Annotated in this window: 10 protein-coding genes, 1 tRNA gene and 1 riboswitch; of the genes, 10 read left to right on the top strand and 1 reads right to left on the bottom strand. The window is 61.9% G+C overall.

The window, feature by feature from the left end:
• Positions 1 to 1,060 precede the first annotated feature (1,060 nt).
• From A6A03_RS12245 to A6A03_RS12230, 4 genes are all read left to right on the top strand, one after another.
• Entirely contained in the window at positions 1,061 to 2,086 is a 1,026-nt protein-coding gene (locus tag A6A03_RS12245; protein ID WP_066788590.1) for a TIGR03617 family F420-dependent LLM class oxidoreductase, read from the top strand.
• A gap of 6 nt (positions 2,087 to 2,092) precedes the next feature.
• A complete protein-coding gene (locus A6A03_RS12240; RefSeq protein ID WP_066788587.1) occupies positions 2,093 to 3,235 on the top strand; it encodes a pyridoxal phosphate-dependent aminotransferase in 1,143 nt (380 codons plus the stop codon).
• Between the two features lie 245 nt (positions 3,236 to 3,480).
• On the top strand, positions 3,481 to 4,380 hold the full coding sequence (locus A6A03_RS12235; RefSeq protein WP_066788584.1) for a sortase: 900 nt from the start codon (positions 3,481 to 3,483) through the stop codon (positions 4,378 to 4,380).
• 14 nt (positions 4,381 to 4,394) lie between these two features.
• The gene (locus tag A6A03_RS12230; RefSeq protein WP_066788580.1) at positions 4,395 to 6,395 is read left to right on the top strand and encodes a hypothetical protein; all 2,001 of its coding nucleotides are present in this window, start codon (positions 4,395 to 4,397) and stop codon (positions 6,393 to 6,395) included.
• A gap of 62 nt (positions 6,396 to 6,457) precedes the next feature.
• Here the strand turns inward: A6A03_RS12230 and A6A03_RS12225 are convergent, their stop codons facing one another.
• Positions 6,458 to 6,898 carry a phage holin family protein gene (locus tag A6A03_RS12225; protein WP_245668972.1) on the bottom strand — a complete coding sequence of 147 codons (441 nt, stop codon included), beginning with the start codon at positions 6,896 to 6,898 and terminating at the stop codon, positions 6,458 to 6,460.
• Positions 6,899 to 6,998: 100 nt separating this feature from the next.
• Here A6A03_RS12225 and A6A03_RS12220 point away from each other — a divergent pair, with 100 nt between their 5' ends.
• The 6 genes from A6A03_RS12220 to A6A03_RS20895 form a co-directional block, all read left to right on the top strand.
• A complete protein-coding gene (locus A6A03_RS12220) occupies positions 6,999 to 7,805 on the top strand; it encodes a class I SAM-dependent methyltransferase (protein ID WP_082908966.1) in 807 nt (268 codons plus the stop codon).
• A gap of 1,175 nt (positions 7,806 to 8,980) precedes the next feature.
• A tRNA-Ile gene (locus A6A03_RS12210) sits at positions 8,981 to 9,055 on the top strand.
• A gap of 137 nt (positions 9,056 to 9,192) precedes the next feature.
• A riboswitch (TPP riboswitch) is annotated at positions 9,193 to 9,308 on the top strand.
• A 60-nt stretch (positions 9,309 to 9,368) separates the two neighbouring features.
• Entirely contained in the window at positions 9,369 to 9,662 is a 294-nt protein-coding gene (locus tag A6A03_RS12205; protein ID WP_066788574.1) for a thiamine-binding protein, read from the top strand.
• Positions 9,655 to 10,473 carry an ABC transporter permease gene (locus tag A6A03_RS12200; protein WP_066788572.1) on the top strand — a complete coding sequence of 273 codons (819 nt, stop codon included), beginning with the start codon at positions 9,655 to 9,657 and terminating at the stop codon, positions 10,471 to 10,473. Before A6A03_RS12205 ends, A6A03_RS12200 begins: the two co-directional genes overlap by 8 nt.
• A complete protein-coding gene (locus A6A03_RS12195) occupies positions 10,473 to 11,465 on the top strand; it encodes an ABC transporter substrate-binding protein (protein WP_066788570.1) in 993 nt (330 codons plus the stop codon). The genes A6A03_RS12200 and A6A03_RS12195 overlap by 1 nt, the downstream gene beginning before the upstream one ends.
• A 61-nt stretch (positions 11,466 to 11,526) precedes the next feature.
• A partial coding sequence (locus A6A03_RS20895) for an ATP-binding cassette domain-containing protein (protein WP_245668971.1) occupies positions 11,527 to 11,864 on the top strand: 338 nt, incomplete at its 3' end.

The raw sequence follows: 11,864 nt of genomic DNA, 5'->3' as shown, positions 1-11,864 counted from the left end.
TCATTGCGAGCCGAGCGGTCGGGGCCGAGCGCCGCTCGGCCCGCCGCGAGGCGAAGCAATCTCCCCCAAGAGCGGGACTCTATCACTCAGCGAAAAGGTATCATGTGGGCATCGTGTCGTGGCGGTATTTGGTCGCCATTCCCAACCCTTCCTCTGCGGTGGGATGAGTGATGAATAGCCACCAAAACACCCAAAACTCACAAAAAGACCCTCTGAGATGTTGGGGCTTTTGTGACTCTTGATAGCAGACTTCGCAACCCTAGTCCCGTCTTTCAGGGCCGGGGATGTGGCCCCCACCCTTCTGTGCTTGCTCTACGGCATGCGGCAGGGGCGGCGGTCTTGCGCAAGGTAGCAAACTTGTGATGTGGAGTGCGGCAGTTTAACTGCCGCACTCCATAGAAAATAGCCCGCGCAGCGGGCTTCGTAGCTCGAGCCCGGCCCTTCAGGGCCGGGCTCCGGGCCAGATGTTCTGTCCGTCCATAAACCTACTGACGGGGGAGCGAGATGCTACATTCGTGCGCTGAAGCTGTGCCTTGCGCGGCGACTAAGCGGCTCCCCCTCTCCCGCCGTGAGGTGGGAGAGGGGGCTGGGGGGTGAGGGAGTCAACCCAAAAACGCAAGGATGTTTAACACAAAAGCGCGCAGGATGCAAAGGCTTTTGGGGCAGAGCCGCTTCCCGCTTGTCATTGCGAGCCGAGCGGTCGGGGCCGAGCGCCGCTCGGCCCGCCGCGAGGCGAAGCAATCTCCCCCAAGAGCGGGAGGCCATCACGCATCGAACAGGATCATTTGTGCATCGTGTCGGGGTGGCATTTGGTCGCCATCCCCAACCCTTCCTCTGCGGTGGGATGAGTGATGAATAGCCGCCAAAACACCCAAACCGCGCCAAAAGACCCTCTTAGATTTTTTTGGTCTTTTGTGACTCTTCGTGGCTATTTACACTTAGCCCACGCAACCGGCTTCGCAGTGGTAGTCCAGCCCTGAAGAGCTGGGCACAATTCCTCACCTTGCCCTAACATCTGCTATCATACCCATTTAGAGACCGCCCTGTCACGGAGAACACTATGCTCTTGCTCGACGCCGCTTTTCAAGTTGACGCCAATCCCTTGCCGAACGCTGCCGTTGTGGCGCAAGCTGCTGAAGCGATCGGTTTTGCCGCGCTCTGGGCGCCGGAAACGGCCCATAATCCGTTTCTCGCCTTGGCCGTTGCCGCCGAACATACCCGCCAGCTCACGCTTGGCACCGCGGTGGCGATTGCCTTCCCCCGCAGCCCGATGGTGACGGCCCAGATCGCATGGGATTTGGCCGGCTTTAGCGGCGGGCGTTTCGTGTTGGGGCTGGGTACCCAAGTCAAGGCCCATATCGAGCGCCGGTTTAGCAGTGTATGGGATGCGCCAGTGGGCCGGTTGCGCGACTACATCGGCGCCCTGCGCGCGATTTGGCAATGCTGGCAGACCGGCGGCAAACTCGATTATCGCGGCCAATACTACCAGCATACCCTGATGACGCCCTTCTTTAACCCCGGCCCGATTGCCCATCCCAACATTCCCATCTACATCGCCGGGGTCAATACCGGTCTCGCCCATCTGGCCGGCGAAGTGTGCGACGGCTTCCATGCCCATCCCCTCAACAGCGCCCGTTACCTACGCGACGTGCTGCGTCCGCAGATCGCGCAGGGCGCGGCGGCTGCCGGGCGCGATCCGGCGGCGTGCGCGATTGCCGGCAGTGCGCTGGTCATCACCGGCAATGATCAGGCCGAACGCGAACGGATGCGGGCTTTTGCTCGCCAGCAGATCGCGTTTTATGCCTCGACGCCGACCTATCGCGCTGTGCTGGCCTGCCATGGTTGGGAAGAGGTAGGCGAAGCGCTGTCGCGCTTGGCGGCGCAACAGCGGTGGGCCGAGATGCCCAGCCTGATCGATGAGACGATGCTAGCGACCTTTGCTGTCGAAGCTGATCCGGCTGATTTGCCGGCAGCGTTGCGAGAACGGTATGAAGGTCTGCTCGACCGGGTGGCGCTCTATCTGCCGTTTGTGCCCGGCGAACGCGATGCCTTCTGGCGCCATCTCACCAGCTCGCTCAATGGGTGAACCACAATGGCCGGCGTCTTTGCCCAGCTCGATCTCACCCCGAACCGGCTTGAACAGGCCCGGCAGGCGCGCGCGGCCCGTGGTGATCTGATCGATTTGACCAGTAGCAACCCTACCGCGCAAGGCTTGCTCTTCCCGCCTGAGGTGTTGGCGACAGCCGCTGCCGCCTACTGGCCTGCTCGCCGTTACCGGCCCGATCCGCGCGGCGATCTAGCGGCGCGTGAAGCGGTTGCCGCCTACTACGCTCGCCGTTCGCCGCCGTTGGCCGTGACACCCGACGATATCTTTCTCACGGCCAGTACCAGCGAAGCCTACAGCCTCCTCTTTGCCTTACTCGCCGATCCCGGTGACAATCTGCTCGTGCCGAATGTCACCTACCCACTGTTTGAATACCTCGCCGCGCTGCGCAATCTGGAACTGCGCAGCTACCAGCTTGACGAAGAGCGCGATTGGCGGATCAATGCCCGCTCGCTGCGCCGCGCCGCCGATGAGCGCACCCGCGCGATCTTGATCGTCTCGCCACATAACCCGACCGGCGCGATCGTTGATCGCCACATAGCGACGCTCGACCTGCTTGGTATTCCGGTCATCTGTGATGAGGTCTTTGCTCCCTTCACCTACGGCGCGCCGGCGACCCCGCCGCTCGCCGCGCTCCACTCCGATCTGCCGGTCTTTACGCTCAACGGGATTTCCAAACTCTTTGCCCTGCCCGACCTGAAGTTAGGCTGGATCGCGCTTAATCGTCCGGCGCGCGTCTTCGCTCCCCGGCTCGAATTGCTCAACGATACGCTGCTCGGAGCGAATGCGCTCAGCCAGTTTCTGTTGCCAACCCTGTTTGCAGAGGGCGAACCCTTTGTGACGACGATGGTGTCTCGTGTGCGTGCGAATATCACCTTTGCCCTGCACCAATTCGCCAATCATCCGCGCATCCATGCCCGTCCGCCTGCCGGCGGCTATTACCTCTTCCCGGCCATCAGCGGTTGGGACGACGAAGAGGCGCTGGCTCTCTACTTGCTCGAACAGGGGGTGTTTGTCCATCCCGGCTACTTCTACGGCGAGGTACACGGCTGCCACATCATGATTTCGGCGCTCTCCGAACCGGCGCTCTTTGCTGCCGGGATCGAGCGCCTCTGTGCTGCACTTGCGTAGACGCTTTATTTTACACTTCATGAGAAATGATCGCTGCGCATGGCTCATTCTATCGGCCAGACTATTGCAGAGCGCTCAATCGTCGTGTATAATTCTTGCAATCGGCAAGCAAGTTGGTTGACTACAGAGCGCAAAAAACTCGGATTCGCTCGTTCCTCAAGATGAAAGCAGGTTGCGTGCGTTAGAGCAGCGTGCGCGCTCGCGCAGATACACCGTTCACGCTAGGCATCAGAAACGTTACAACGATGACCACATTTCCGCAGCGCCGCTCCGCCACACCACGGTCGTCGCCGCCGCCGGTGCAGCGTGTCAGCGACCACGATTTGCTGCAAGAGTTGCTTCTGAACGACCTACCGGGCCGGCGCGACCCGTTGCGTCCGGCGCAACTGCGTTCGCGCGCTGCGCATCGCGAGCAAGCCTTGCGTGGTTTCTTGCGGCGCACGTGGGTTGACCGTGTATTGCTCATCGCCGAAGTCGCCCTCTTTGTGGCGATGATCGCCGTTTTCGCCTACTGGCTGATCGATGGCTATGGACGTGATTGGTGGCGGGCATGGCAAGGCCAAGCGCAACCGCCCGTCACCGTTTCTGATCCGCTGCCGCAACCGCCGGGGCCGGTTGCGCCTCCCGCTGCTGCGCCTCATCTGCCGGCGTTGCCGTTTACGGCGCCGGAAATGGCGATCGAACCGCCCGATTATCTAGCTCCGCAACCACGCCTGCAACCCTTGCCGGAAACCGATCCGCGTCCGCAGCGGTTGCGCATTCCCAGCATCCAGCTTGATACGTCAATCTACGAGGTCTTTGTGGTTGATGGCGCTTGGCAGGTCGCCGAATATGCCGCTGGCTACCATCACGGCACTGCGTTGCCGGGCACGGTGGGCAATACGGTCTTGTCCGGCCATGCTGGCCTCCGTGGTGCAGTATTTCGTGATCTGCCGGCCCTCAAGGCGGGTGATGAGATATTCTTAGAGGCGGGTGGCTGGCTCTACCGCTACCGCGTGCGTGAAACGCGCAATGTCTGGCCCACCCAAGTCGAGGTGATGGATCCGACGCCGTCACCTGTGCTCACGCTGATTACTTGTACGAACTGGGATACGCAACGCCTGATCGTTGTTGCCGATCTGATTGACTCGCGCCCGCTCAGGTGAGACGAGGAGGCTCTATGCCGCCGAAACCGTCGCGCTCCGCCAATTTGCCCCCCGGTCGTGGCCGTGCTCCGGCGCCGTGGACGATCTGGGAACTCATGGCGATTGCGGTGAGCGTTTTGATGATTGTGGTGCCGCTGACGCTCGAAGCGCTCAACTGGTTGCGCCCGCCGGTCGCTCCAGCACAGGGGTTGGCGGCAGCAACAGAAACAGCCGCTAGTCTCGAACAGCGCCCGCCAACGTTTACCCCAGTGAATTCACCGACGCCAGTGACAACAACGCCAGCGACGCCGACGGTTGAGACAGCGACGCCGGTGACGCCGACGGTTGAGACAGCGACGCCGGTGACGCCGACGGTTGAGACGGCGACGCCGGTGACGCCGACGGTTGAGACAGCGACGCCGGTGACGCCGACGGTTGAGACGGCGACGCCGGTGACGCCGACGGTTGAGACGGCGACGCCGGTGACGCCGACGGTTGAGACGGCGACGCCGGTGGCAACGCTCACCCCTTCGCCCACGCCGGGATCAACTCGGGTGACAAAAGTTGCTTCGTTGGCTACTGTCGCCCCCGGCCAGACGTTTAGCTATAGTTTAGCAGTGACGACTCAGAGCGCGGGTACGTTGACCGTTACCCTGCGTGATGCATTGGATCCCCGCTTAGAATTGGTCGAAGCTTCGGCGTTGTCCGGCACTTGTTTTGCTGGCCAGACCGTGCTCTGCACGCTCAATGTGAGCACGCTCAATCCAGCTTCAGTGACGTTGCAGGTGCGTGTCCGTTCAACGACCAGTGAAGGAGTGGTGATTCCTAATCAGGCTACACTTGAACAGGGTAGTTTACAGATTGCCTCGTCGAATATCGTGAATGTGACGGTTGCCGGCTCGACAGTGCCGACATCGCCGGCCACTGCCACACCGGCCACGCCAACGCCGGTGGCAACGTCTACCTTCACGCCGACGCCCACCCCGACATCGCTAACAACAACGCCGACGAGTGTCGTGACGCCAGTAGCAACGATCACGCCTATCTCGCCGCGGACGCCAACCCCGGTTCCAACCGCGTCGCCGCGGCCACCGGCACCGACCTCGCCGCCGCGGCCACCGGCACCGACCTCGCCACCCGCACCGACCTCGCCGCCCGCGCCAACCTTGCCGCCCGCGCCGCCAGTCTTACCGACTGAGCCGCCGCCGCCCGCGCCAGTGGCGACCGTAGCGCCGCGTCCGACGGCCCCGCCACGCCCGGCTGCATCACCAACCGCAACGTCGCGCCCGGCGGTGTCGCCAACGCCGACCGAACCGCCGGCTCCGGCTGTGTTTAGCGAAGGCGACTTGCTGTTGCGCCTCTCCAGCGATTGGGGTAGTGCCTATGCCGGGCAGGATATTGTGTTTACGGTGGTGTTAGGTAATACACATCCGGCCCAGACGATCAGCGCGGTCAGTTTGCGCAGTGTACTGCCGTCAAATTTGCAAGTGCTGAGCGCAAATACGAATCGTGGATCTGATCCTGTGATCAGTGGTCAGACTGTCACCTATACCGCGCCTGATCTTGCGCCCGGTGAGCGCGTGCAAGTCACGATTGCCACCCGTATTCGCCCCAATGTCGCTGCGGGGACGTTGTTAGTGGTGCAGGCCCAAGCGAGTTATAGCGGCTTGAGCCGGCCCGTCTTCTCGAATATCAGTACGGTGTTGGTGGTTGGTGATCAGCAAGTGGTTACGGCGACGGCAACGCTCGCGCCGGTGACGAGTCCAACCGCAACGGCTACAGCAGGTGTGACAGCCACTGCGACTACCACCACCGCGCCCTCTAGCCCAACCGCTACGGCTGGTGCGGTGCTCGGTGGCGGCATGGCTCCTACGGCTACCGTCACACCCACCCCACCGGCTGCCGGCGGCCAGAGCGGCGGTCAGGCGCCGTTACCCAACACCAGCGCCGGGATACCCTTCCTTGGCGTACTGTTGCTTGGCGCAACGCTGCTCACCCGCACGATCCGGCTCCATCGCGCCCGTGAGCGGATTTAAGAGCGGATAAGGCTTTTCGCGATCAGTACGGGCAGAGCGCCGCTCTGCCCGTATCCCTCTTCTCAATCCCATGGCCGGCGTTCGACCACAATCCGAAACTGCACGTCTCCGGCCAGATATTGCAGCGCCGTGCTGACAATCGAAATCACCATGCCGCCAAAAAAGGCCGGCCAGAAGCCATTCACCACGAAATTGATCCCGAGTTGGTCGGCCAGCGCTGAGGTTAAGCCCAACAGGAGCGCGTTGATCACCAATCCAAACAGACCTAGCGTCAGAATAACCAGCGGGCAAGTGAGGAAGTAGAGCAGTGGCCGCAAGAGCGCATTCAGCAGCCCAAACAGCAGCGCCACGATCCCAATTTGCCAACCCGGCCCGGTAAACTCGATCCCCGGTACAAGCCATACCGCGGCAAAAATTGCCAACGAGTAGATCAGCCAGCGCAGAAATAGCCGGCTCAGTTCGCTGCGTTGGGGTGCTGTCGAAGTTGGAGGTAGATACATCATCATGCTCCTTCCCGTCGAGTAGAAACGCTACCCGACTCGCCGATCTGTCGCGAGTATGATACTATACGGCGCGGCGCCGCTGGAGGCGGCAACCGCTATGATGATTGACGAACAAACCATGACCAAGGTTGAAGAATCTGCCCTGTTTGCCCGCGTTGCCCAGAGCGCACGGGCCGATGGCAAAGAAGCTTATTTTCGCTTGCATCGCCACCGTTTCGCAGCGATGCTGCGCGCGATGGGGCCGGCCAACGGCGCGCGGGTGCTTGAGGTCGGGGTGACGCCGGGCCAGTTTACCGAGTTGTTGGTTGGCGCTGGCTTTACGGTCAGCGGCGCCGACCTTGACCCCTTTACTCGCAAGGCGCTCTGGGATCGGTTAGGCGTTGAAGTGCGACAGGTTAACCTTGAACGCGAACCGGTGCCGTACCCCGATGCCAGTTTCGATTGGGTGGTCTTTTCCGAAGTGATCGAGCACATGGTCTATTCGCCCTTGCCGATCTTGCGCGAATTTTACCGCGTCTTGCGGCCCGGTGGCCGGTTGCTGATTACGACTCCCAACGAACTCTACCTCAAGAGCCGGGCCCGCGCGATTCTGCGCATGCTGCTGTGGCAGAGCCTCAGCACACCTGAAGAGTTTCGCCATCAGATGCTGCTCGAAGGCGAGGCCCGCTATACCACTCATAGCCGTACCTATACGATGAGCGAATTGACGTGGCTGGTTGAGCAAGCCGGCTTTCGGATTGCCCTCAAGCGGTTTGAAGCGCCGTGGGAACGGGTCGGCCTCGAAGCGGGCCGCTTATTCAGCGCGCCGCATCGGCTGTTGGCGAAAGCATTGTTCTTCGCGCTGACCGCTGCCATTCCGCCAACGCGCTCGATGTTGTTGGTGGTTGGCCAGCGCCCTGCTAGTTAAGAGCGTTTCCTACCTTTTCAGAGGAGCATTGGGCTGAAGGGGGTGAGAAGTTTTCACTCTTCCCCGGAGGGTGCAAGGGTGGACAGAACACATAAGCCCAGATGTGGTTGAAGGCGTTGCGATATACTGGTTCACCCTCACCCCAAGCCCCTCTCCCACTAGCGCAGGTTAAGGAGCGGACAGAACGTTTGATCGCGTGCAACTGTCGATTGCTGTGTGATGCCGTCAAGCTCCGGGCTGCGCTCCCCATCACCCCTCCCCCAGCGGGGGAGGGGCAAGGGGTGGGGGATCAGCCCGCGCAGCGGACTTCGTACCCCTAGCCCGGCCCTTGAGGGCCGGGTTCCAGACAGATATTCTGTCCGCCCTTGAACTAGCGCGGCAGAGGGGCATTGCTCCGTGCCGCTTGAGCAGTGCCTCTCCCGCCCACCTAGCGGCTCCCCTTCTCCCGCCGTCAGGTGGGAGAAGGGGCCGGGGGATGCGGGCGGCAACGCAACGCGGCAAAGCGCGCAGAGGCGCAGAGGTGTTACACGCAAAGGCACAGAGAACGCAGAGGGCGCAAAGGGGTTGGGGGAAGCGCCGCCTCCCCGGTTGTCATTGCGAGCGGAGCGCAGCGCAGCGAAGCAATCCCCCGCGAGCACGCGAGCGGAACCTTGCCGCCGAAGGGGGATCTTGCTGCGTCCTCTGCGGTACATAGACCCTCACCCCCAACCCCTCTCCCGCGTCGCGGGAGAGGGGCGCTGCTCCGTGCCGCTTGAGCAGTGCCTCTCCCGCCCACCTAGCGGCTCCCCTTCTCCCGCCATCAGGTGGGAGAAGGGGCCGGGGGATGCGGGCCAACACCAAGACGCAGAGCGAGCAAAGGCGCAAAGTACGCAAAGGGGCGCAGAGATAATGGGAATCGATATCATCCGCCGGGGCCTCTACACCCTCGGCGATGAGCTGCTCTCCCCCTCCCCCAGCGGGGGAGGGGCCGGGGATGGGCCCATCAGCCTGCGCCGTGGTCTCTGTATGTATAGCCCAATCCTTCAGGACTGGGCTAGTGTCGAGTTTTACCCTCACCCTCTGTCCTTCACCCTCTGCGTGCTCTGCGACCTCTGTGGTAAAACAAACTACCTCCGCTACTCCTCGACATCCCACATTGACGCCACCCCCTTCCCCTCGCTATAATAGGGCGAGACGGGCCGCTAGCTCAATGGCAGAGCAATCGGCTCATAACCGACAGGTTCTCGGTTCGAATCCGAGGCGGCCCACCACGCACGACCGGCGCTAGCCGGTCGTTTACTGTATGGCTGCTCTCAACCCAAAGCCTCTTGGCGGTATTGCTACCTCCGGCGCTTGACAGCCGGCCCGCTTCCTTCTATCATTCTTAACACAACTGAATCAAGCGCTTCGGCGCAGCCAGGGGAGCCGGGTGAGCCCGGCTGAGATTGCGGCCCGATTGATGCCGTTGACCCTTTGAACCTGATCTGGGTTATGCCAGCGGAGGGAAGGCTTTCTGGTCATAGTACCGTCGCTTCCTATCGCTGGAGCGGCGGTTTTTGTTGTTGGCGCAATAAGGAGGACGCTATGCCTGCTGTCACCGTCAGTTTTGAGGTGTTGCCCGGTGGTTTGCCTGATAAAGCAACGACCTATGCTGCTGTCGATGCGGCGATTGCCGTCGTCGCCGAGAGCGGCCTGACCTACCGTGTTTGCCCGATGGAGACAACGATTGAAGGGGATTACGATGCGATTATGGCGGTGATTAAGCGAGCCCAAGAAGCGGTGCTGGCTGCCGGCGCTAGCCGCGTGTTCACCTTGATCAAGATTGACTACGATCCGAATGGCTCGTCAATTGCCGAGAAGCTGGCGAAGTATGAGTGAAGAGGTTTCGGCGCCAATCTCGGTCACGCCTCCCGCTGGCTCCACCCGCCTCTCATGGCGCACCGGCTTGGCCGAGTACGGCCCGCCGGCCTTGCTCGTCATCGGCCTGCTGCTGGTCTGGGAAGGCCTAGTCTGGTATTGGGCCGTGCCGGCGTGGCTGTTGCCGGCCCCCTCCCAGATTGCGCTGACCTTCGTGACCAGCTTGCCGGTCTTGGCCGAGCATACTATGGCGACGCTGACCGTGACTATCCCCGGTTTTGCGTTGGCCTTGGCGGCGGGGTTTGGGTTGGGGGTGGCCCTCGATGCCTCGCCGCTGCTGCGCCGCGCCGTCTACCCGCTGCTGGTCACGTCGCAAACCGTGCCGATCGTGGCGATTGCGCCGCTGCTGGTGGTCGGGTTCGGGTTTGGTCTGTTGCCCAAGGTGCTGGTGGTGGCGCTGATAACTTTCTTTCCAATTGTGGTCAATACCATCGACGGCCTGCAAAGTGCTGATCGCGACCAGCGCCGTCTGCTTGAGGCGATGGGGGCCAACTATTGGCAATTGCTCCGCCTGTTGCGGTTGCGCGCCGCGCTGCCGGCCATCTTTACCGGCATTAAAGTCGCGATTACCTATAGCGTTATCGGTGCGGTCTTGGCCGAGTGGATCGGGGCTAGCGCCGGGTTGGGGGTCTACATCGCCCGCTCGTTGCGCGCCTTTCGCACCGATCAGGTCTTTGTCGCCGCACTGGTGACGTCGTTGCTGACGATTGTCCTCTTTACCTTGGTCAGTCTGCTCGAACGCTGGATCGTGTTTTGGAAGGGAGAACGCTGATGCGCAGATGGTTTTTGCTCGCGTTGATGATCGTGCTGACCGCGTGCGGCGGTGGCGCGGCAACGCCAGCAGCGACTCAAACCCCGCCCACCAAGGTGCGGGTGGGGTTGGATTGGACGCCTAATACCAACCATACCGGTCTTTATGTGGCCCAAGCTAAAGGCTACTACGCGCAGCAAGGTTTAGAAGTCGAGATTCTCGGCGCGCAAGAGGGTGGTACCGTCGAGCAGTTGGTAGCCGCTGGCCGGCTCGATTTCGGCATCTCGTACCAAGAGGCGGTGACACAAGCTCGGGTTGAAGGGGTGCCGATCGTTTCAATTGCCGCTATCATCCAGCACAACACCAGCGGCTTTGCTAGCCGCGCCGAAGAGGGCATCACCAGCCCGCGCGATTTCATCGGCAAAAAGTATGGCTCGTTTGGCTCGCCCATCGAAGCGGCGGTGATCCGCGGCCTGCTCGAATGCGCCGGCGCCGGCGACCAATTCGATCAGGTGCAGTTCGTTGACATCGGCAGCTCTGATTTCTTCGTCGCCACCGAGCGCAACGAGGTTGATTTTGTCTGGATTTTCAAAGGTTGGACTGGCATCGAGGCCGAGGTGCGCGGCGTGCCGATCAATATTGTGATGATGAACGACGTGCAGTGCATTCCCGACTACTACACGCCGGTGCTCATCACCAGCGAGAAGCTGATCGCCGAGCAACCCGATCTGGTGCGGCGCTTCCTCGCCGCGACCAGCGCCGGCTATCGGTTTGCGATTGAGCAACCTGCCGAGGCCGCCGACATCTTGCTCAAAGCTGCTCCCGAACTCGACGCCGAGCTGGTGCGGCGCAGCCAGCAGTATTTGGCCGGCCAGTATCAGGCCGAAGCGCCGCGTTGGGGTGAGCAGAAACTCGAGGTCTGGCGCGCCTATGCCCAATGGATGGCCGACCGCAACCTCATTGCCCGCATGATCGAACCGGACAAGGCCTTTACCAACGCATTCTTGCCGTAACCGCCGTAGGGACACAGCGCCGCTGTGTCCCTACGCGGTGTCCTTATTCGTAACCAACGCCATGCCAACCCTTGAACTCCACTCCATCAGCAAAACGTTCGCTACCCCCGCCGGGCCGGTGCCAGTGCTCGACCGGCTGAGTATGCAGGTCGCGGCGGGGGAGTTTGTCGCCGTGATCGGGCCGAGCGGCAGCGGTAAGACGACTCTGTTTAACATCATTGCCGGCCTTGAACGGCCCGATGCCGGCGCTGTGCGCATCGACGGCGTAGACGTGACGGGCCGGCGCGGGCAGGTGGCCTACATGCCGCAACGCGATGCGCTGCTGCCGTGGCTGTCGGTGATCGAGAACGCAGTGCTGGCAACGGTAGTGCAAGGCGGCGATGTGGCGGCGGCCCGCCG

Source organism: Chloroflexus islandicus, assembly GCF_001650695.1.
Classification (GTDB): Bacteria; Chloroflexota; Chloroflexia; order Chloroflexales; family Chloroflexaceae; genus Chloroflexus; species Chloroflexus islandicus.
The sequence above is the reverse complement of the archived record's forward strand: the minus strand, read 5'-3'. Positions and strand labels throughout refer to the sequence as shown.